The organism is Paenibacillus sp. EKM301P, from assembly GCF_011800295.1.
Taxonomy (GTDB): domain Bacteria; phylum Bacillota; class Bacilli; order Paenibacillales; family Paenibacillaceae; genus Paenibacillus; species Paenibacillus polymyxa.
This window is the reverse complement of the sequence record NZ_JAALFM010000004.1, coordinates 299,399-320,054: the sequence shown is the minus strand read 5'-3', so window position 1 is coordinate 320,054 and position 20,656 is coordinate 299,399. Positions and strand designations below refer to the sequence as shown.

21 protein-coding genes are annotated in these 20,656 nt (G+C 47.4%); 1 reads left to right on the top strand and 20 read right to left on the bottom strand.

The features are described 5' to 3' along the window. Nucleotides 1-205: 205 nt before the first annotated feature. The 19 genes from trmD to HFD99_RS12820 form a co-directional block, all read right to left on the bottom strand. Nucleotides 206-1,021, bottom strand: a complete 816-nt coding sequence (trmD, locus tag HFD99_RS12910) for a tRNA (guanosine(37)-N1)-methyltransferase TrmD (RefSeq protein ID WP_039277115.1) — start codon at nt 1,019-1,021, stop codon at nt 206-208. Next, the gene (rimM, locus tag HFD99_RS12905) at nt 1,021-1,536 is read right to left on the bottom strand and encodes a ribosome maturation factor RimM (protein WP_016819279.1); all 516 of its coding nucleotides are present in this window, start codon (nt 1,534-1,536) and stop codon (nt 1,021-1,023) included. Before rimM ends, trmD begins: the two co-directional genes overlap by 1 nt. 97 nt (nt 1,537-1,633) lie before the next feature. Then, complete coding sequence (locus HFD99_RS12900) at nt 1,634-1,864, bottom strand: KH domain-containing protein (RefSeq protein WP_013370648.1); 231 nt, start codon at nt 1,862-1,864, stop codon at nt 1,634-1,636. Nucleotides 1,865-1,887: 23 nt separating this feature from the next. Beyond that, a complete protein-coding gene (gene rpsP, locus HFD99_RS12895; protein WP_013370647.1) occupies nt 1,888-2,160 on the bottom strand; it encodes a 30S ribosomal protein S16 in 273 nt (90 codons plus the stop codon). A gap of 69 nt (nt 2,161-2,229) precedes the next feature. Next, complete coding sequence (gene ffh / locus HFD99_RS12890) at nt 2,230-3,606, bottom strand: signal recognition particle protein (RefSeq protein WP_017427912.1); 1,377 nt, start codon at nt 3,604-3,606, stop codon at nt 2,230-2,232. Nucleotides 3,607-3,657: 51 nt separating this feature from the next. Then, nucleotides 3,658-4,026, bottom strand: a complete 369-nt coding sequence (gene ylxM, locus HFD99_RS12885) for a YlxM family DNA-binding protein (RefSeq protein WP_016819277.1) — start codon at nt 4,024-4,026, stop codon at nt 3,658-3,660. Nucleotides 4,027-4,192: 166 nt separating this feature from the next. Continuing rightward, complete coding sequence (trhA, locus tag HFD99_RS12880) at nt 4,193-4,843, bottom strand: PAQR family membrane homeostasis protein TrhA (protein WP_016819276.1); 651 nt, start codon at nt 4,841-4,843, stop codon at nt 4,193-4,195. A 148-nt stretch (nt 4,844-4,991) separates the two neighbouring features. Then, nucleotides 4,992-6,008 (bottom strand): signal recognition particle-docking protein FtsY, encoded by a 1,017-nt coding sequence (ftsY, locus tag HFD99_RS12875; protein WP_039277112.1) that lies wholly within the window; start codon nt 6,006-6,008, stop codon nt 4,992-4,994. 38 nt (nt 6,009-6,046) lie between these two features. After that, nucleotides 6,047-9,616, bottom strand: coding sequence for a chromosome segregation protein SMC (smc, locus tag HFD99_RS12870; protein WP_123797101.1), 3,570 nt, complete (start codon nt 9,614-9,616; stop codon nt 6,047-6,049). A 255-nt stretch (nt 9,617-9,871) separates the two neighbouring features. After that, on the bottom strand, nt 9,872-10,570 hold the full coding sequence (rnc, locus tag HFD99_RS12865; RefSeq protein ID WP_013309856.1) for a ribonuclease III: 699 nt from the start codon (nt 10,568-10,570) through the stop codon (nt 9,872-9,874). Nucleotides 10,571-10,582: 12 nt separating this feature from the next. Continuing rightward, nucleotides 10,583-11,821 carry a beta-ketoacyl-ACP synthase II gene (gene fabF, locus HFD99_RS12860; RefSeq protein ID WP_123797099.1) on the bottom strand — a complete coding sequence of 413 codons (1,239 nt, stop codon included), beginning with the start codon at nt 11,819-11,821 and terminating at the stop codon, nt 10,583-10,585. Nucleotides 11,822-12,048: 227 nt separating this feature from the next. Further along, nucleotides 12,049-12,282 (bottom strand): acyl carrier protein, encoded by a 234-nt coding sequence (locus tag HFD99_RS12855; RefSeq protein ID WP_007429985.1) that lies wholly within the window; start codon nt 12,280-12,282, stop codon nt 12,049-12,051. Nucleotides 12,283-12,391: 109 nt separating this feature from the next. After that, entirely contained in the window at nt 12,392-13,141 is a 750-nt protein-coding gene (gene fabG, locus HFD99_RS12850; protein ID WP_039277108.1) for a 3-oxoacyl-[acyl-carrier-protein] reductase, read from the bottom strand. 51 nt (nt 13,142-13,192) lie between these two features. Continuing rightward, a complete protein-coding gene (gene fabD / locus HFD99_RS12845; protein WP_016819271.1) occupies nt 13,193-14,134 on the bottom strand; it encodes an ACP S-malonyltransferase in 942 nt (313 codons plus the stop codon). Nucleotides 14,135-14,215: 81 nt separating this feature from the next. Then, the gene (locus HFD99_RS12840; protein WP_017427907.1) at nt 14,216-15,205 is read right to left on the bottom strand and encodes a beta-ketoacyl-ACP synthase III; all 990 of its coding nucleotides are present in this window, start codon (nt 15,203-15,205) and stop codon (nt 14,216-14,218) included. A gap of 8 nt (nt 15,206-15,213) precedes the next feature. Next, nucleotides 15,214-16,206, bottom strand: a complete 993-nt coding sequence (gene plsX / locus HFD99_RS12835) for a phosphate acyltransferase PlsX (RefSeq protein WP_017427906.1) — start codon at nt 16,204-16,206, stop codon at nt 15,214-15,216. Beyond that, on the bottom strand, nt 16,190-16,786 hold the full coding sequence (fapR, locus tag HFD99_RS12830) for a transcription factor FapR (RefSeq protein WP_014599659.1): 597 nt from the start codon (nt 16,784-16,786) through the stop codon (nt 16,190-16,192). Before fapR ends, plsX begins: the two co-directional genes overlap by 17 nt. Nucleotides 16,787-17,062: 276 nt before the next feature. Continuing rightward, on the bottom strand, nt 17,063-17,236 hold the full coding sequence (gene rpmF / locus HFD99_RS12825) for a 50S ribosomal protein L32 (protein ID WP_013370634.1): 174 nt from the start codon (nt 17,234-17,236) through the stop codon (nt 17,063-17,065). Nucleotides 17,237-17,426: 190 nt separating this feature from the next. Continuing rightward, entirely contained in the window at nt 17,427-17,948 is a 522-nt protein-coding gene (locus tag HFD99_RS12820) for a YceD family protein (RefSeq protein WP_017427905.1), read from the bottom strand. Between the two features lie 354 nt (nt 17,949-18,302). Between HFD99_RS12820 and HFD99_RS12815 the strand changes: the two genes are divergently transcribed. After that, nucleotides 18,303-19,538, top strand: coding sequence for a nucleotidyltransferase (locus tag HFD99_RS12815; RefSeq protein ID WP_039277104.1), 1,236 nt, complete (start codon nt 18,303-18,305; stop codon nt 19,536-19,538). Here HFD99_RS12815 and HFD99_RS12810 read toward each other — a convergent pair. Next, complete coding sequence (locus HFD99_RS12810) at nt 19,528-20,559, bottom strand: SepM family pheromone-processing serine protease (RefSeq protein WP_039277102.1); 1,032 nt, start codon at nt 20,557-20,559, stop codon at nt 19,528-19,530. The genes HFD99_RS12815 and HFD99_RS12810 overlap by 11 nt on opposite strands. Nucleotides 20,560-20,656: the final 97 nt, after the last annotated feature.

Here is a 20,656-nt window from a genome sequence, read left to right as displayed (position 1 = left end):
AGGTGTTCATGTTTCTTCTGGAAACTCTTCCGTTTCCTTCATCATCCACAGAGGACCACCGTATTACACACAACAGATGTATTGTATCATGGAGGTTACCGCATTGCAACAACAAAAAGGGATTTGACCAAACATTATTTAATTGACTTCATTATAAAACAGGTCACCGCCTGCTTTCAAATCCACTCATGTTAATAGTGCTTTATCACTTGTCCCCCGAACGGTCCGATTGGTGCTGCTCCTCAATCCACGCGCGCTCCTTGCTTGTCAGTTCAGCCTGTTCCAGCAAGTCCGGTCGACGTTCCATCGTGCGACGTAACGCCTCTTGTCGTCTCCAAGAGCCAATATTGACATGATGCCCTGATAAGAGTACATCTGGCACTTTCCAGCCCCGAAACTCAGCAGGCCGAGTATAATGGGGGTATTCCAACAGCCCTGTACTAAACGAATCTGTTACCGCACTCGTTTCATTACCTAGCACTCCTGGTAACAACCGTGTCACACTATCGATGACGACCATGGCTGGCAACTCGCCACCAGTCAATACATAATCTCCGATCGAAAGCTCATCCGTCACCAAATGCTCTCGAATACGCTCATCATAACCCTCATAATGTCCACATATAAAAATAAGATGCTCCTCTTTGGCCAGCTCTTCCGCTTTTTTTTGCGTAAAAGTCTCTCCTTGTGGACACATCAAAATAATACGCGGAGTTTTTATGTCTGCGTTATGTTCGGCATCTTCATGTAGAATACCTTCAACGGCAGTTTCAAATGCTGGTTGCTCTGATTTATCCAACAGCGCCTCCACGGCAGCAAAAATAGGGTCAGGCTTCAAAACCATGCCGCCCCCACCACCATAGGGCGTATCATCCACTTGCCCATGCTTGTTACCAGCATACTGGCGAAAATTAACCGCTTGCAGTGATACAATCCCCTTATCCCTTGCTTTTCCCAGAATGCTTGCATTAAAAACTCCATCAAACATCTCTGGAAACAGGGTCAGTACATCCACCCGCATTACAGCAGACCTTCCATTAACCGTACTGTAACCCGTTTTTCACGCACGTTTACATCCAAAATAACATCCTCTATATACGGCAATAGCAGTTCCTTACCTTTAGGCATTTGGACTACCCATACATCATTGGCTCCTGGTGTCAAAATTTCTTTTACCACACCGAGCTCAGCTCCGTCTTCCGTTACTACTTCCATACCAACTACTTCATGAAAATAGAACTCGTTTTCTTCCAATTCCCCTAGCCGCTCAGCAGAGACCTTTAACAAAGTACCTTTATATTTTTCAACATCATTGATGTTGTGATATTCCTTAAATTTCACGATAACCATATTTTTTTGAAAACGCGCTGTTTCTACAGTTACGGGAATCGGTGCTTTGTCATCTGCTGGAAAGATCATTAGCTCGCTGCCTTTGGCAAAACGATCCTCAAGAAAATCAGTTGTCGTTAATATTTTTAGCTCACCGCGAATTCCATGTGTATTCACAATTTTCCCGACATTAAACATTTGCTGCATCGTGTTCCTCCTGCATGTGATCGGTTCCGCTCCATATCATCTTCATCATGTACGAAAAAGGGTTAGGACATACATCCTAACCCACTTTCGTATATCTTTAAGATATGATGTCTACGGTAACCCGTTTATCCATCTTAACGGCTGCTGATGCAACCACAGTGCGAAGCGCCTTGGCGATACGTCCCTGCTTGCCAATGATCTTGCCCACATCCTCAGGATGTACACTAAGCTCATACACTACAAGTCGATCCTTCTCCAAGGTCTTCACGGTCACATCATCCGGATGATCGACTAAAGCCTTAGCAATGATTATCACTAATTCTTCCATGGTTGACCCTCCGTATCAGCACCTTATTTCTGTGTTTTAAGCTCATGAAACTTTTTCAACACGCCCGCTTTGCTAAGCAAGTTGCGAACAGTGTCGGATGCTTGTGCACCATCTTGCAACCATTTCAGCGCTTTATCTTCATCAATTTTTACAACCGCTGGTACTGTAATAGGGTTGTAGTAACCGATTTCTTCGATAAAACGACCGTCACGCGGGGAACGAGAATCAGATACCACGACGCGATAGAAAGGAGCTTTATGTGCACCCATACGTTTCAGACGAATACGAACTGCCACGAAAATTCACCTCCTTCAAAAAGTAGACTGTATATTGCTATCCCATAAATCCAAAGGCCTATCGACCTTTTAACGGAAAGGAAACTTCATACCTTTGCCCATACTCTTCAGCTGCTTCAGAGCCTTGTTTTTGCCACCCTTAGGTCCCATCATATCTGAGAACTGCTTCATCATACGGCGCATTTCGTCAAATTGCTTAATGAGACGATTTACCTCAGCCAGCGATGTTCCACTGCCTACAGCAATCCGCTTGCGACGGCTATGATTAATCATGTCCGGGTTTTGCTTTTCCTGTGTAGTCATCGAATGAACGATAGCCTCAATCCGGCCCATCTGTTTGTCATCCACTTTGATGTCTTTCATTTGCTTCATGTTGCCCATACCAGGAATCATATCGAGAATCTGGTCGATCGGGCCAAGCTTCTTAACCTGATCCATTTGCTCCAGAAAATCTTCGAAAGTAAACTCGGCATTGCGCATTTTCCGTTCCATTTCCTTCGCCTTATCGGCGTCGATATTGGACTGCGCTTTTTCAATCAGGGACAGCATGTCACCCATGCCTAAAATCCGTGAAGCCATTCGCTCAGGGTGAAACGGCTCCATCGCATCCAGCTTTTCACCCAATGTAGCAAACTTGATCGGGCATCCCGTCACAGCTTTAACCGACAAGGCCGCGCCACCACGAGTGTCGCCATCCAGCTTTGTCAGTACAACTCCCGTTAACTCAAGGCTATTGTTAAAGTGCTCCGCAACGTTAACTGCGTCCTGTCCTGTCATGCTATCTACAACCAGCAGAACTTCATCCGGTTTGACATTAGTATGGATCTGACGCAACTCTTCCATGAGTTCTTCATCAACATGAAGACGACCGGCAGTATCTATAATAACGTAGTCATTACCATTATCCTTAGCATGCTGCATACCCTGTTTTGCGATTTCCACCGGGCTTGTCTGGTCTCCCAATGTAAATACAGGTGCATTAATCTGCTCACCGAGAATCTGAAGCTGCTTGATCGCGGCAGGTCTATAAATATCACCAGCTACAAGCAATGGACGATGGTTTTGCTTTTGCAGCAACTTCGCCAGCTTACCTGATGTCGTCGTCTTACCTGCGCCCTGGAGACCCACCATCATGATGACTGTAGGCGGTTTGTTTGCTTTGGCAAGCTTGGCCTGACTTCCACCCATCAACTCGGTCAATTCCTTGTTTACGATGTCGATAATGACCATACCTGGCGTAAAGCTGTCCATCACTTCCTTACCAACGGATTTCTCCTTTACCTTGGCAATAAAGTCCTTTACAACCTTGAAGTTAACGTCCGCTTCAAGCAAAGCCAATCGCACTTCACGCATTGCCTGAGCCACATCATCCTCAGACACCTTTCCTTTGCCGCGCAATTTACTGAATACATTTTGCAAGCGAGTCGATAATCCTTCAAATGCCATACTTTCGCACCTCCTTGTCTACCAGGGTTGTTAGTTCTTCATTTATATATCCTACAATTCCTGCAGGCGATTTACAATTTGTTGGACATGTTGCAATGTCCCCTCATCAGGCTTACCAACTTTACCGAATGCATCATATAGCGTCACATTCAGCTCCTCTAAATCTTGGAGTCTACGTTCATGCTTACTTAGCAATCCAAGCTTTTCCTCATACATTTCTAATACCTGTTCAGCACGTTTAATATGTTCATAGACTGCCTGACGGCTAATTTGGAATTCCGATGCAATTTCCCCTAAAGAAAAATCATCATGGAAGTAATATTTTAAAAACATCTGTTGCTTCTCTGTAAGTAGAGGTTCATAGAAGTCAAACAGTCGGTTAATCCGGTTTGTCTTTTCCAGCCGATTCTCCTGACTCATCGTGTATACCTCCATCGTCAAGGAAAAACACTTTACAGTTCTTTTCAACGTTCCTTATCATACATAAAAGAAAAGAAGATGTCAAGCGTTATCCCTTGTCATATAAAAAAAAGCCGATCCGCTACCCTTAAACGGGAAAACAGATCGACTTTTTTGTCCCTCTCACTCACACTCTTACCGGAGTAAGATACAGCAGAATAGCCAGAAAATGAAGTATGCTGCCTGCTAAAACAAACAGATGCCAGATCGCATGGTGATATGGAAATGCTCGCCACACATAAAAAATCGTGCCCAGCGTATACATAAGACCACCTACGAACAATAGCGTCATCCCTCCGGCGGGAACAATGGCCATCAGGGGATTCCAGGCAATGGTAATAAGCCAGCCCATTATAATGTAAAACACAGTAGACATAAACAGGAAGCGTTTGGTGAAGAACGCCTTGAACAGTACACCAAACAAAGCAATCCCCCAAATCACTCCAAACAGCGTCCATCCCAGAGTACCTCGCAATGCAACGAGCATAAAAGGGGTGTAGCTACCTGCAATGAACAGGTAAATACAAGAATGATCGAATATTTCGAACAAATCCTTCAATTTTCCTTCACGCAGGCTATGAAGCAACGTGGAATTGGTATACAGCAACAGCATTGTAATTCCGTAAATTGTAAAGCTTACGACATGCCAAGCAGTTCCTTTCATGCTAGCAAAAACAATGAGCAGCACAAGCGCCGCCACACTTAAAACGGCTCCAATACCATGTGTAATCGCGTTAGCTACTTCTTCCCGTCGGGAATAAGTATAGGTGTTTGCCATCGTTTTTTCACCCGGCTTCCTGAGTAATATTTTTTTACAAGAATTTATCCGGCATCGTCAAACCTTTTGCTTTCATTATACAGTTGGGCGGGCTTAAGCAGCAACAGGAGCACTGCTTAGTACTTATAAGCAAGCCTAATCAAACGGATTAGTTCTGCTCTTCCTCGCCAGCAGCAGTTGCTTCGACAGCCTCTTCTTGGATCAAACCGGCGAACAAGGCATGAACGAATTGTTCTGAATCAAACGGTTGAAGATCATTCACTTTTTCACCTAAGCCTACCAGCTTAACAGGCAAATTCAATTCCTGACGGATGGCCACAACAATCCCACCCTTTGCTGTACCATCCAATTTTGTCAGTACCAGACCGGTTACGCCGCTCTTCTCACCAAATAGCTTGGCTTGGTTAAGTGCATTTTGTCCAGTCGTCGCATCAAGTACCAACAAAACTTCATGAGGTGCGTCTGGAATTTCACGCTGGATAACGCGGAATATTTTGTTCAATTCCTCCATCAGATTGCTTTTATTCTGAAGACGTCCTGCTGTATCGCACAACAAAACATCTACTTGACGCTGCTTGGCAGCCTGTACGGCATCAAACATAACCGCAGCTGGATCAGAACCAGATTGTTGTTTGATAACCTCTACTCCTGCCCGCTGACCCCAAACCTCCAACTGTTCAATCGCGCCCGCTCGGAACGTATCTCCAGCGGCTAACAATACTTTTTTGCCCTCTTGTTTAAAACGGTGAGCCAACTTGCCAATGGTCGTTGTTTTGCCGACTCCATTAACGCCTACGAATAGAATGACTGTAATCCCGTCTGGATTCATTTTGAGCTGACTATTGTCATTGCCCCGCAGCAACTCAGACAGCTTTTCCGACAGTACAGGCTGTAACTCGGATGCATCCTCGATTTTGCGTTTTTTCACTTCTCCCCGCAAGTCTTCAATGAGGTTCATAACCGTATTGACGCCTACGTCCGCTCCGATCAGAATTTCTTCCAGTTCCTCATAAAATTCCTCATCAATTTTTTTACGGCGAATCATCAGGTCCGTTACTTTTTCAACAAAACCTTTACGTGTCTTTTCCAAGCCATCTTTGAACTGCTTTGTGACCGATTCCGTTTTGCTTGCGATGCTTTCCTTCAATTTTCTAAAGAAACTCATGGATTCCCTCCGTTGATCTGAAAGTATGTTATTTGATGTCAGGCAATCTCAGCTTCATCGTTGTCCAGCTTGACAGATACGAGTTTAGAAACCCCGCCTTCTTCCATTGTAACCCCGTACAGCACATCGGATTCTTCCATGGTGCCCTTACGGTGTGTAACTACGATAAACTGTGTCTGCTCTGAGAATTCCCGTAAATACTGAGCAAAACGCACCACATTTGCTTCGTCTAATGCTGCCTCTACTTCATCAAGTACACAGAATGGAACAGGTTTAACGTGTAAAATGGCAAATAATAAAGCCATTGCTGTTAGAGCCCGTTCACCGCCTGACAACAACTGCAGGTTTTGAAGTTTTTTGCCTGGAGGCTGAGCTACAATGTCAATACCCGTCTCCAGCAATCGTTCTGGATCAAGCAACACAAGGTCTGCACGTCCGCCTCCGAATAGCTTGGAAAAAACCGTTCCAAATTCGCGACGAATCGCATCGAACGTGGTCTTGAAGCGTTTGGACATTTCATCATCCATTTCACGAATAACCTGGTAGAGCGTTGTCTTGGCCTCTACCAAATCAGACTTTTGCTCATCCAGAAACGTATAACGCTCGTGTACACGCTGGTATTCCTCAATAGCACCCAGATTAACCTCACCCAGCGCAGAGATCCCGCGCTTGAGCCTTTCCACCTCACTCTGCGTACCTTCAATATCTTCCGGTATAGGGTAACGCTGCTTGGCCAGCTCATAGCTGAGTTCATAATCATCACTTAATTTTTTCAAAACATTTTCCAGTTCCACATCAAGTCGGTTTACTCCAATTTCTGTTTGGCGAAGCAGTTCCTCCACCGACTTAAGCTGAATTCGCTGTTCTTTTGTATCATTCTCAGCAGCTTCCAGTTTTTTGGATAAGCTGCTACGTGCAGCCCGTTTGAACTCCAATTGCTCTGCAGCTTCTTCCTTTTTCAAACGGTATTGATTGAGATTTTCAATCTGTTTCACGGTCTCCTGCTCATTGGTGAGCAAATCCGCTTCAATGGAAGCAAGCAAGGTCTTGTTTTGTCTTGAGTCCTTACCAAGGGTATCATAATCCCCACGCAATCTGCGAATCTGCTCTTCCAATGAAAAACGCTCTTGGTCCAGCTTGCCTTCTCTTACCTTGAGATTCGTAAGCTCTCCCTGCAGCTGCTCTTTGGCTGATTCATTCGCTTTACGCGCAAATTCGGCAGCGTGAATGGCCTGATGCGTTTTCTTCTCTTCTTCCTCCAGCGCAGCCAACTTTACCAGTGCTTCTGCACGGGAAGCTTCCAGCTCCTTGATTTCCTGGTCAAAGCCCTTTTTCTCCTGACCAGACGCTGCTACCTGCTCCAGTACATGACGAAGTTCATGCTCGAGTTGTTTGAGCTCCATTGCCATCTGCTGCTCTTCGGTCCGCTTCACATCGCCACCCTGGCGCAGTTCGTCCAGACGGGTCTGTGTCTCCTCCAACTGCCGTTTGGTATCTATTGCACTCTGACGCAATCTTGCAATTTGCTGTTCCGTATCTAGAATGTCTTGATCTAACTGATCCAGCTGACGTTTACGGCCTAGCAGATTAGCATTTTTCTTGAACTGGCTCCCCCCAGTCATGGAACCACCTGCATTGACAACATCGCCTTCCAGCGTGACAACACGATATCTATATTGGCAACGGGCCGCAATGCGATTGGCATCTTCCAACGTACGAGCAATGACCACATTCCCCAAGAGACTGCCTACGATTCCGGCATATCGATCATCGTACTGAATAAGATCTGCACCGATCCCGACAAAGCCTTCTGCGCTTTCCACAATCTGGCGTTCCCCCGCACCGATCTGACGCGGACGGATAACATCCATAGGCAAGAATGTCGCTCTGCCCAGTTGACGTTGCTTTAGAAAACTGATCGCCTGTCTGGATACCGATTCATTTTCCATCACAATATGCTGAACTGAAGCGCCCAAAGCGGTTTCCATCGCCTGCTCTAAATGCTCAGGTACTCGAATCAGCTCCGCTACCGCTCCATGCACACCGTGCAAAGTACCCTTGCGTGAAGCCTTTAACACCTCTTTAACTCCGAGCATGAAGCCGTCAAAGTCATCCTGCATTTCTTTCATTGTATCTCGTCGTGAAATTTGGGCCTCTCGTTTTTGTTCCCATTTACGAACCGTACCCTGGTTTTCTTCCAGTAGTTTTTGCAGGGCCTGGTATTGTTCACTTCCCTGAATATAGCCACTGCGCAAACTGCTAATTTCCTGTCCCAGCTTCTGAATCGCTGCTTCCAATCCTTTTTTTCGCTGTTCAAGCTCAGCTTTCTGGGCTTCCCATTTGCCGGATTCATCACTCACACGATTCACTCGGCGTTCCAACGCTTCCCTCTGTTGGTCGGTATAACGAATTTCGTTACGCGCCTGCGCCATCTGATTCATCAGCTCCAGCAGACCACCCTTAAGGCTCTCCTCTTGCTCCTGGCTGATTCCACCTGTGACGCCAATCAGTTTGGCTTCTTCGTCAGACAGTCGCGCACGCAACTCGTCCAACTCTACATTCAGCGTTGACAGCTTTTCATTTAGTTGATCCAGTTCGCTTTTGCGTTCGGAATGCCGTGATTCGCTTGTGCTGAGGGATAAGATCAATTGTTCCCGATTGGCCTCCAAATTGCGTGTGCGCTCTTTGAGCAATTCACCGTAGCCTTCACTTTTTTCCGTAGCTTCACTGTATTGCAGCAGATCCTTTTGCAGACGTTCTACTTGCTCTTCCAGTTGCCGTAATTCATTGCGGTCGCTTTCCAGCATTGCATCGTGGCGGGACACCACTGTAGACAATTGAAGCTGCTCCTGCTGCAACAAAGCTAGTTTGGAAGTCGCTTCGCTCCATGAAGTGTGGATTTGTTCAATTTGATGGACGTACATCGAAATTTCTTTGGATTTTAATTCACTGCGCAGCTCTTTAAAATGAATCGCCTTTTCAGACTGCTCCTTAAGAGGTCCAATCTGCTCCTCCAGTTCACTGACCAAATCGTGAATACGCAGCAAATTTTGCTCTGTTTCATCCAGCTTGCGAACCGCATCTTTTTTACGTGATTTATATTTTACAATACCCGAGGCTTCCTCAAAAATCCCCCGTCGATCCTCAGATCGGGTACTTAGAATTTCTTCAATACGTCCTTGCCCAATAATCGAATAAGCTTCTTTACCAATCCCTGTATCCATAAACAGCTCTGTAATATCTCGAAGTCTGCATGATTGACGATTAATGAAATATTCACTATCCCCACTCCGATGCACACGTCGCGTTACCGTCACTTCACCAAAATCCAGAGGCAACGCCTGATCTTCATTATCCAGCGTAAGCGATACTTCACCGTAATTAACAGCCTTACGAGCATCACTACCTGCAAAAATAATGTCCTCCATCTTGCCGCCACGCAGTGATTTGGCACTCTGTTCGCCCAGTACCCAACGAATTCCGTCGGAAATATTACTTTTCCCGCTCCCATTGGGTCCGACGACTGCCGTAATGCCGCGGACAAATTCCATTTCCGTTTTATCTGCAAACGATTTGAAGCCCGCCAGCTCAATGCGCTTTAAAAACATCCTCAATCTCACCTCTAACATTCAAATATGCTTGTACATCACCATTGCCTGATTGATATGAATTATCCCTATTGTAGCATAAGACTAATGTGGAAAAAGCACAGTATCGACGCTCACGTTATAGCAGTAAAGCCACGAAAAAAGAGCAAAACGCAGTCCATTCGCCATTACGGGCCGGGACTCCCCGCGGACTGCCCTTTGCTCTTACTTTGTGTCCTCTGCTTGCGTCACCCGTTCGGGCCGCTCAGGTACCGATTACGATTCCGCCAGCTTCAAACGGTTTAAAGCAACTGCCGCCGCTTGCTGCTCAGCTTCTTTTTTGGAGCGTCCTGTACCTGCCCCCAGCCGTTCGCTGTCCATATATACCTCGGCTACAAACTCACGTTCATGGGCAGGTCCGCGTTCCTCGACAATCTTGTATTCAAGCATCCCCATGTTATGATGCTGTGTCAGTTCCTGAAGCTCTGTTTTGAAATCACTCATCTGAAGCTTACCGTTTAATACAATTTGAGGAAAAATATAACGTTCTAGAAACGACCGGACGGCTTCCAGACCCTGATCCAAATAAAGCGCGCCTACGAACGCCTCGAACACATCAGCCAACAGAGCAGGACGAGTACGTCCGCCTGTCAGCTCTTCACCTTTTCCAAGCAGTACATACTGCCCGAACTCAAGCCCGACAGCAAACTTCACCAAAGAAGGCTCACAGACAATAGCTGCACGCAACTTGGTTAGTTCGCCTTCGGGCCGGTTAGGGTACTGATTGTACAATTGCTCGGACACCGTCAGCTCCAGAACAGCGTCACCCAGAAATTCCAGACGCTCATTATCTGCATGCTGACTGAACCGATGTTCGTTTACGTAGGAAGCGTGCGTAAAGGCCTGCTTCAGAAGCTGCCGATTGTTGAATTGAATATGAAGTTTCTGCTGTAATTGCTTCAAGTCTCCACTCAACGAACTGACCCCTTACGCTTCATATTTTTTTAGAATAACCGTAGCATTGTGACCGCCAAAACCAAAGGAATTGGACATAACCACATTCAGTTCCGCTTTTCTTGGCTCATTAGGCACATAATCAAGATCACAAGCCGGGTCTTGATTATCCAAATTAATTGTTGGCGGAATCGTCTGATGTTGAAGCGCAAGACCACAGATTACAGCTTCAACACCTCCCGCTGCACCCAGTAGATGCCCTGTCATCGACTTGGTTGAGCTGATCGCTACCTTATAGGCATGCTCTCCAAGCGTTTTCTTGACTGCTTCTGTTTCCGACTTGTCACCAACCGGTGTAGATGTACCGTGTGCATTGATATAATCGATTTCTTCAGGATTCAACCCAGCATCACGGATCGCCATTCTAATGCAGCGTGCTGCTCCCTCTGGATCCGGCTCTGTCATATGATGGGCATCACCAGAAAGACCGTAGCCAATCACTTCGCCGTAAATATGTGCACCACGCTTCAAGGCATGATCCAACGATTCCAGAATCAGAACACCAGAGCCTTCGCCCATAACAAACCCGTCTCTTTCGGTGTCAAATGGACGACTTGCCTTTTCCGGCTCATCGTTACGTGTGGACATCGCTCTCATGGAGCAAAATCCAGCAATACCAATCGGGCGAATCGTCGCTTCGGCACCGCCGCAAATCATAGCGTCAGCGTCACCACGCTGAATCATGCGGAAGGAATCACCAATGGCATGACTACCTGTGGCACAAGCCGTAACTGGCGATGTATTGGGGCCCTTAGCTCCGAGTGAAATCGAAACTTGACCGGAACCCATATTAGCAATCATCATCGGGATGAAGAAAGGGCTTACGCGTTTAGGTCCCTTTTCGATCAATGCATTATGCTGATCTTCCCAAGTACCCAATCCGCCAATGCCAGAACCGACAGATACACCAACACGCTCGGCATCCACATTCTCTCCGATTACGAGCTTACTGTCCTCAAGTGCCAATTTACTAGCAGCAACCGCAAACTGCACAAAGCGGTCCATTTTGCGTGCATCCTTACGATCGATATAATCCTCTGGATTAAAATCTTTAATGGAAGCGGCTATTTTTGTAGTGTACTCACTTGTATCGAAAGCTTCGATTTTACTGATACCAGATTTACCAGCCATCAGATTATCCCATAGTGTGTTCAAATCCTGTCCCAGCGAAGTGATTACACCCATTCCTGTTATGACAACACGTTGTTTCAAAGATAATCACCTCTATGTCTACTGCAAATTGTATTTTTAGATCGCACACGCTTGTGTACAAAAATAATATAGAATCAACTAAAGTTAGTAATGCCGCATTATACTCAGCCGTTGACGAAGTGAAACTAAGCAAATTCAAAAACACACGACAATTCCGTCTTTAGTTCAATCTGTATAATTAGGAGAAAGTCCCGCCTGTAACAGAACGGGACTTTTGATGACATGAATTAGGTATGAGATTGTATGTACTTCACAACTTCACCTACAGTTGTAATTTTCTCTGCATCTTCATCAGAGATTTCCATATCAAACTCATCTTCCAATTCCATAACCAATTCAACTACATCGAGAGAATCAGCGCCTAAATCATCTTTAAAAGATGCTTCAAGTGTAACTTCGGCTTCGTCGGCTCCCAAACGGTCAACGACAATGCGTTTTACGCGCTCCAATACATCGGACATCCGGCTCACCTCCTCCTTATGGTATTATACGAAAATTACAATTAAAATGCCATAGAAGAGAGTTTTCATTAACTACTCTCCATCGGGGCATGCGGATTGGCAACATGAACTACATATACATGCCGCCATCCACATGCAAAGTCTGGCCCGTCATATATGAGGAAGCATCCGAGGCCAAAAATAGCACCACATCTGCAATTTCCTCAGGCCGTCCAAGACGGGCCAGCGGAATACCGCTAAGCATATTGTCACGCAAATCATCAGCCAGCACCTGCGTCATTTCAGTGTCAATGAATCCAGGAGCCACACAGTTGACTGTAATTCCTCTTGAGGCAAGCTCTCTAGCAGAGGATTTAGTAAGTCCAATCACTCCCGCTTTAGCAGCAACATAGTTGGCTTGTCCTGCGTTACCAAGTACACCAACAACGGAAGAGATATTGATAATTCGGCCGGAACGCTGCTTCATCATTGGACGTGTCGCCGCTTTGAGACAATTAAACACACCCTTGAGATTCGTTTCGATCACCTGATCGAATTCCTCTTCTTTCATCCGCATGATTAAATTATCTCTTGTTATGCCAGCATTATTCACCAGGATATCAATCTTGCCCCAAGCGCCGACCACATCCTTGATCAACTGATCAGCTTCTTCAGCACGTCCCACATTAGCCTGAACTGTAATAGCTTCCACACCTTTGGCACGAATCAGCTCTGCTACCTCAGTCGCAGCCGCTTCACTACCAGCATAGTTTACTGCAACATTAGCGCCTGCTTCAGCCAGCGCCAGTGCGATACTACGGCCAATTCCGCGCGATGCTCCCGTAACCAGCGCTATTTTTCCACTTAATGCCTTAGACATCATTATCCTCCCTTGCAAGTATTTAACCCGTAAAGGTAATCATTAATACTTTTAACGGGCTTCTAGGGCTTCTGTTATAGAAGCAAACGACTCCAGGCTACTCATGTTATACAGCTTAACCGTTTTGTCAATCTTTTTAACCAGTCCGGTCAAAACACTTCCCGGTCCGAACTCAACAAAGGTGTCCACCCCTTGTTCCAGCAGCCATGCTACGCTGTCTTCCCATAGTACCGGGGAATAGACCTGTTCCACCAACAGTTGGCGAATTTCACTTCCCTCACGTACAGGTTTTGCTGTCACATTGGTCACAACCGGAATCTGGGCTTCGGCAAATTTCACAGTCTCCAATTTATCGGAGAGCTTATCTGCCGCTTCCTTCATCAATGACGAGTGAAAAGGTCCGCTGACCTCCAAAGTAATAGCACGCTTGCCGCCTGCTTCCTTCACACGTTCAGCGACGGCAGCTACGCCCGCCTGTGTACCGGATACAACAATCTGTCCGGGACAGTTGATGTTGGCCAGTTCAACCAGTTGACCAGATTCCGTAATATCACGGCACAATGCTGCCAATGCTTCACGATCAGCGCCCAGCACAGCAGCCATCCCGCCTTGTCCATCAGGAATGGCCTGCTCCATAAACTGACCACGTGCACGAACAGTCTCAACTGCATCCTCAAATGTGAGAACACCGGAAGCCACTAGCGCACTGTACTCTCCTAGACTGTGCCCAGCCACATAATCAGGGCGGATGCCCTTTTCCTTGAACGCTTCATACAACGCAATACTCGCCGTTAACAGCGCAGGCTGCGTATTGGATGTTTGCTTCAAGGCTGTGTCAGGCCCTTCAAAGATCAGTGTGCTTAGCGCGAAACCCAAACGTTCGTCCGCTTTACGGAATACTTCTGTTGCAGCCGGAACTGCTTCATAAGCATCTTTAGCCATACCTACAGCTTGTGAACCCTGACCGGGAAATATAAATGCCGTTTTGCCCATCGTGCATGCACCTCTCTGTATCCAATGCTTCTTCTGTAAAACACCAGACAAATTCAATATTATATCAAATCTTCCACTTAATTACCAGATAAGAACCGACGCACCCCAAGTCAAACCGCCACCAAAGCCCACCATTAGTATACGGTCGCCTTCCTTCATGCGGCCTTCCTCAGCTGCTTCCACAAGAGCAAGAGGAATGGATGCTGCGGATGTATTTGCATATTTATTAACATTAATAACTACCTTTTCCTCTGGCAAATCCAAACGTTGCATTGCTGATTGGATGATTCGGATATTGGCCTGATGCGGAACGAACAGATCGATGTCGTCCTTGGACAACCCAGCTTTTTCCAACACATCAACCGTTGCTGTTCCCATAACGCGAACCGCGAACTTGAACACTTCGCGTCCATTCATGTAAATATAGTGCTGTTTATTTTCCAGTGTGTCTGCACTCGCAGGCAAACGTGAGCCCCCAGCTTCCAACTTGAGCAAGGTGCCTCCAGCGCCTTCAGCCCCCAGATCAAAGGATTGGAATCCTCTACCTTCAGGTACTTCACCAATCACTACAGCTCCTGCTCCATCTCCGAAAAGCACGCAGGTGTTGCGGTCAGTATAATCTGTAATCCGGGAAAGGCAGTCTGCACCAATGATTAACGCATTGTTATAAATACCTGTCTTAATGAAGCTAGTTGCGGTAGCCAGCCCGTACACAAAACCCGAGCATGCAGCAGACAAATCGAAAGCCGCTGCGCCTTTGGCCCCCAACTTGTCCTGAAGAATGCAAGCAGTTGACGGAAACGCCATATCTGGTGTAACCGTAGCTACTATAATCAGGTCCAGATCTTGTGCCGTCATACCCGCAGACTCCAACGCCTTAACTGCTGCTTCATAAGCCAAATCAGATGTAGCCTGTTCAGGAGCAGCAATATGGCGCTCCTGAATCCCTGTACGGCTAACAATCCACTCATCACTTGTTTCAACGATTTCTTCCAAATCTTTATTGGTCAGAATTTTCTCAGGTACGTATTTCCCTGTTCCGATAACACCAACCGGCCGTAATTTATTCATATCGTCACTCACTTCCTGCTGATTTCCTTGGATATACTTTCCACCAACCGGTTTTGCAAGGCCGTACGAGCCTGCCTTACCGCATTTTTGACGGCAATGCCATCAGACGAACCGTGACTTTTTAAGACGAGTCCGCTCAACCCCAACAAAGGAGCCCCGCCGTGCTCTTTATAATCGAGTTTCCCTTTCAGCCCCCGAAGTTCAGGCATAATCAAGGCTGCCGCAAGCTTGGTCTTTAAGGATTTGGTGAACTGCTCTTTAAGGAGAGAAAATATCGCTCCAGCTGTTCCCTCTAGCGATTTTAGCATAATGTTTCCGGCGAATCCGTCGCACACCAGTACATCACAATTTCCGGTTAACACATCTCTGGATTCAACATTCCCCACAAAATTGACAGGTAACTGCTCGATAAGAGGATACGCCAACTTTGTTAGTTCATTGCCTTTTCCTGCTTCAGTCCCAACATTCAGCAGACCTACCCTTGGAGAAGCCACTCCGTGAACTTTCTGACGGTACAAGCTCCCCATCAGTGCGTACTGGGCAAGATGTTCAGGCTTAGCATCCATATTGGCCCCCAAGTCCAGCGCCAGAATACCTTGATCATCAATCGTCGGTATCATCGGCGCAAGAGCCGGACGCTCAATGCCCTCCATTCTTCCAACCACTAGCAATCCTGTAGTCATTAGAGCGCCTGTATTACCTGCGGATATCATGGCATCCGCTTCGCCTTCTCTAACCATTCGACCCGCTACGACCATGGAGGCATCCTTTTTACGCCGCACTGCCTTTACAGGTTCGTCCTGCGCATCTATCGTTTCGGACGTATGGCGAATGGTGAGGTTCGTCGGCAGCGCCCTCCCGTTCAAAACCGCTTCAATCCGTTCCCGGTCACCAACCAGCGTAATGTCTGTATCCTTCCATTCCGCCGCCGCAGATAACGCGCCCTCTACTGTCGCCTCAGGAGCATTATCTCCTCCCATGGCATCAATGGCGATCCGCATGCTGACTTCCTCCTTCGCTATACTCTTCCTCCGTGGAGCGATAAATGACAAAGTTGCCTTGGAATACCATTTCTTCTCCTACGTAAGCAAACACTTCCACTTTGGCCTTCCCTTTTTGTTCTGGATTTGAGCGTACATATGCCTTGGCAATACATTTTTCACCCAAATGAACCGGACGAACAAAGCGAATATCCGCTGAAGCGGTCAATGCTATCTCATCGTTAATTACGGCAACGGCCAATGAATTGGCCTGTGCAAACACATAATGTCCTCGCGCAATGCCTGTACGTGAAAAAGTATGTTCCTCTTTGATTTCAAAAATCGAAATACCACTTCGATCCAACTGGAGATCAACGATGTCCCCAATTACTTCATGTAAAGGCAAGGAACGAACCTGATCGTAGGAGCGCTCAGCCATCAGCTTTAGCCGCTCCCGTAATTCTGGGATTCCCAGTTCCATCCGGTCCAGCCGAATGGTCTGAATGCTTACCTTCAGCTGTCTTGTCAATTCCTGATCCGTCACGAACGGATTATCGTCAATTAATTGAGTCAGCCGTTGCTGTCTCTGTCTCTTCGGCAAACGTTCGATATCAGTGACGCCTCCTTTCCCTACAGTAAACTGCCGTTCAGCCGACAGTTCAGGTTACTTCACGTTCTAACGGCTAAACTTCAAGCCGGTTTGTCTTCTTGTATGTATAAAGGAACCCCTTAGGCCCTTCTTTCTTAGAACCTGGTACTAAAACAGTATATAGCATGCTGACGCAAAAAGAAAGCATGCTGATAAAAAAAGTAGCGCCTCACTGTAGTGAAGCGCTACTTTCTCTGCGAATATTCCAAAGAATCCGCTTATCGGACATTATTGAGAGATGATCTCTCTAGCTTTGTACGTTCCGCAAACTTTGCACACATGGTGAGCAAGTTTCAATTCGCCGCATTCGGAGCATTTCACCATACCTGGTACTTCCAGTTTAAAGTGAGTACGACGTTTGTCGCGACGAGTTTTGGATGTTCTCCGTTGAGGTACTGCCATTATTCCCACCTCCTTAAACAGATCAACCCCGCATGACGGGTATGACTTCTTATCTCATTCAAGACCGAAAGAAAATGCCAAAAGACAATGATCTTACAGCCGGTGAATCAAGCCTGCAACATCCACGTATCGGTTCAATAACTTCCCGGCACAAGCGGATGATGATTTTTTTCAGAATTGAACTCAATTCTCATTTAAAAAAATCCTTAAGCCCTGCCAGACGCGGATCAATCTTTTCCGTATCACTATCGTTACTGTCGTCGGAGCCAAGGCTCCAGTCTTGTCCGGCCGCTGGCGCGATCCCCTGACAATCCTCACTGCATATAGGCGCAAACGGCACATGCAGTACAAACAGTTCTTCACAATACGGTGCAATGTCGAAGGAATCCTCCGTCACTGCGATAAAATCGCCATCTTCATCCTCCTCTTCAACATTTGAAGATGAGGTTTGCTTAAACCGTTCACGAAATTCAATATTCAAATCCTCGTGCATCGGGCTCAAACAGCGGGAGCAAAGCATGTCCAGACCTGCGGTCAACGTGCCTTCCACACTCATCGAGCCTTGACCCAGACTAACGGCGACCAAGTCGGTCTCCAGCGGGGAAACGGCTGTAACATCAGCACGATCATCCACCAATTCACTCACATTAAGAGATTCACGGATAGGAAAGGGACCGTCACTTGTTGCTACTTTGCGAAAAAATAGTTGCATCACTATCACTCCAAACAAACAAAAATTATTATACCGACTGATCGAGTCGTTTGTCAACACCTTTCACTTTACACCACTTACAAATCCATCGATTTTCCAATGGTTCGGCAAGATCTATGCGGATGCAAAAATGTGTTGTATTTATCATGTACCTGTGAGTATTCGTACCCCCGCCACTCTTCGTGTACAATAATGCGAGTATAAAGCTTTTTGCTCCAGGTCTCAATGGTCTTGTTCAAGTGCATGATGAAATATCAGATAGCTGCCCTGAAAACATGCATTCGCTAGTAGTAAACCACTCATTCAAAATAGTTATCAAATAAGCTACTTCAAGAAAGGAGCCGACATACAGTCTTGAAAACACTCGGTATCATTGTAGAGTATAATCCCCTGCATAACGGACATGTCCATCACTGGAAGGAGTCTCTTCGTATCACTGGTGCACAGCGAACGGTGGCTGTGATGAGCGGTCCCTTCCTTCAACGAGGCGAACCCGCGATTACAGACAAATGGTCACGCACCGAAATGGCACTTGCTATGGGCGTAGACCTGATTCTGGAGCTGCCTGTGGCCTATGCTGTCCAGCCCGCAGAATGGTTTGCCCGCGGCGCGGTGACCCTGCTCTGCGCGACGGGCATCGTCGACGCGCTCTGCTTCGGCAGCGAGAGCGGAGATATCGCCCCGCTGCACACGCTGGCCCGCGTGCTGGCGGCAGAGCCGGCCGAACTCAAGGCCGGCATCGCCCAGCGCCTGAGCAAGGGCGCAAGTTATCCTGCCGCCTACGCAGGAGCCGCAGCCGCGCTGGCAGCCGAAGGAGCGGACGGTGCTGCGCTCGCCGCTCTCATGCAGCAGCCCAACAATACGCTCGGGCTGCATTACTTGATTGCGCTGGAACGGCTGGGCAGCACAATCAAGCCCTTTACGGTGGCCCGCACGGGATCGGGATACCATGAGACGGTGGCGCCTGCGGACGGAGCCATCGCCAGCGCCACGGCCATCCGCCGTCTGCTGCTGGACGGCGGGCCGGAGGCCGCGTCGCCGTACGTACCTGCGGCGACCCTGGAGATTTTGCAGCGCGAGTGGCAAGAAGAACGTGCCCCGCTGCATTGGGAAGCGTTCTGCCAGCCGTTGCTGAACGCCCTGATCACGCGTAGCCCGCAGCAGCTGGCGGAGCTGCACGAGGTCACCGAAGGGCTGGAGCATCGCCTACAGCAATCACTGTACACGCTGCCTCATCCCTCTATGGAGGCCCTGTTTGCCGCTGTCAAGACAAAGCGCTATACTCGTACAAAGCTTCAGCGGATGTGTACACATATTTTGCTGAATCATGCCAAAGCTGATATGACTCCCACTGAGCTGGCGAAAGGTCCCGGCTATATCCGCGTGCTCGGCTTTAATAGGGCTGGACGCGAGTTGCTGGCGCGAATGAAAGACACCGCCACCCTGCCAGTATGGGTCAAGCCGTCTGCCGGATCACATGCCCATCTGGACTGGGATACTGCCGCAGCCGCCATACATGCAGCCGGGATGCCGCGTCCCGCCATACGTGACATGTATGCTGATTACTTGCGACCGCCCCTTATGGTTTAATAGGCAGCTTTTCCATATAATTCAGCGCATCGCCAAGCTTGCGAACCGGGACAAGCTTCATCTGGGTTCCGATTTGCTCTGCTTTGGCTTTGGCCTCTTTATAATTATCCGCCGGGACGAAAAACAATTCCGCACCCTGACGGTCAGCAGCGACGATTTTATACTTGGCGCCACCAATCGCTCCAACCTGACCGTCCTTATCAATAGTACCCGTACCGGCTACACGATATCCCTTACTTAAGTCACCTGGCGTCAACTGGTTATAGATTTCCATAGTAAACATCAAACCTGCCGAAGGTCCGCCGACATCCGTGGATGTAAAATGAATCGTTTTACGTCCATCCTTTGGCTCTACCTTCTGTACTGTAGCAATACTGACACCAAACCCGGAACGTTGTTTTCTCGTCTCACTGTCCGTGATGGTTGTTAATGGAGCTTGCACTGCCAGCAACTTTCCATCGCGCTTTAGCTTCACTTTAGCCAGCGTTCCGGGTTTCTCATCCTCCAATGCCTTCCGAATGGAATGATTATCAGTTACCCTCGTACCGTTTAACTCTAATATTTCATCTCCGGGCTCAAACACGCTGTTCGGTCCCGGAACCTTAAATACATACACATAATTCGGCACAATGCGATAGGAAACATGGGCACGGGTATAGGCAGCCTCCATCGCGGAAGATTGGGAATCCCCCATATACCATACCTGCTCTGCTGCATATTCATCTTCACTTCTGCCATGCAGACGATCCTCTTTGCGCTGAATCTCCGAGTTGCTGTCCAGTTTGGACATAGCTAGCATGATGACATTGGCATATCGCGCCGATACCGTCGTCATCATAAAGCTCCCCCGTTCGTTGCTATCACCTTCCTGTACTTTAACCATCGGTTTGATCTCGTTTGCCCCACCTGGTCCATAGATCAGATAAGGGGTTGGCATATAAACCAGCACATAGACCATTGCAGCCAGCATTAAGACATAACCGGTTGTAAAAAAGGCTCTTTTCCGGTTAATTCGCATCATTGCTTCTCCCCCTTGCAGCCTAACTTCTCTTATCTTACCCAACCTCTGCACCACCTGTTCTCAAGCCTTTCAAAAAAGCATACATTGTTTACGACAA

Excerpts from the sequence above, each read along its gene's own strand:
- trmD (WP_039277115.1), bottom strand. The coding sequence starts at position 1,021 with ATGCGGGTGGATGTACTGACCCTGTTTCCAGAGATGTTTGATGGAGTT.
- rimM (WP_016819279.1), bottom strand. The coding sequence starts at position 1,536 with ATGCAGCAAATGTTTAATGTCGGGAAAATTGTGAATACACATGGAATT.
- HFD99_RS12900 (WP_013370648.1), bottom strand. The coding sequence starts at position 1,864 with ATGGAAGAATTAGTGATAATCATTGCTAAGGCTTTAGTCGATCATCCG.
- ffh (WP_017427912.1), bottom strand. The coding sequence starts at position 3,606 with ATGGCATTTGAAGGATTATCGACTCGCTTGCAAAATGTATTCAGTAAA.
- ylxM (WP_016819277.1), bottom strand. The coding sequence starts at position 4,026 with ATGAGTCAGGAGAATCGGCTGGAAAAGACAAACCGGATTAACCGACTG.
- trhA (WP_016819276.1), bottom strand. The coding sequence starts at position 4,843 with ATGGCAAACACCTATACTTATTCCCGACGGGAAGAAGTAGCTAACGCG.
- ftsY (WP_039277112.1), bottom strand. The coding sequence starts at position 6,008 with ATGAGTTTCTTTAGAAAATTGAAGGAAAGCATCGCAAGCAAAACGGAA.
- smc (WP_123797101.1), bottom strand. The coding sequence starts at position 9,616 with ATGTTTTTAAAGCGCATTGAGCTGGCGGGCTTCAAATCGTTTGCAGAT.
- HFD99_RS12855 (WP_007429985.1), bottom strand. The coding sequence starts at position 12,282 with ATGTCCGATGTATTGGAGCGCGTAAAACGCATTGTCGTTGACCGTTTG.
- fabG (WP_039277108.1), bottom strand. The coding sequence starts at position 13,141 with ATGTCTAAGGCATTAAGTGGAAAAATAGCGCTGGTTACGGGAGCATCG.
- fabD (WP_016819271.1), bottom strand. The coding sequence starts at position 14,134 with ATGGGCAAAACGGCATTTATATTTCCCGGTCAGGGTTCACAAGCTGTA.
- HFD99_RS12840 (WP_017427907.1), bottom strand. The coding sequence starts at position 15,205 with ATGAATAAATTACGGCCGGTTGGTGTTATCGGAACAGGGAAATACGTA.
- plsX (WP_017427906.1), bottom strand. The coding sequence starts at position 16,206 with ATGCGGATCGCCATTGATGCCATGGGAGGAGATAATGCTCCTGAGGCG.
- rpmF (WP_013370634.1), bottom strand. The coding sequence starts at position 17,236 with ATGGCAGTACCTCAACGGAGAACATCCAAAACTCGTCGCGACAAACGT.
- HFD99_RS12820 (WP_017427905.1), bottom strand. The coding sequence starts at position 17,948 with ATGCAACTATTTTTTCGCAAAGTAGCAACAAGTGACGGTCCCTTTCCT.
- HFD99_RS12810 (WP_039277102.1), bottom strand. The coding sequence starts at position 20,559 with ATGATGCGAATTAACCGGAAAAGAGCCTTTTTTACAACCGGTTATGTC.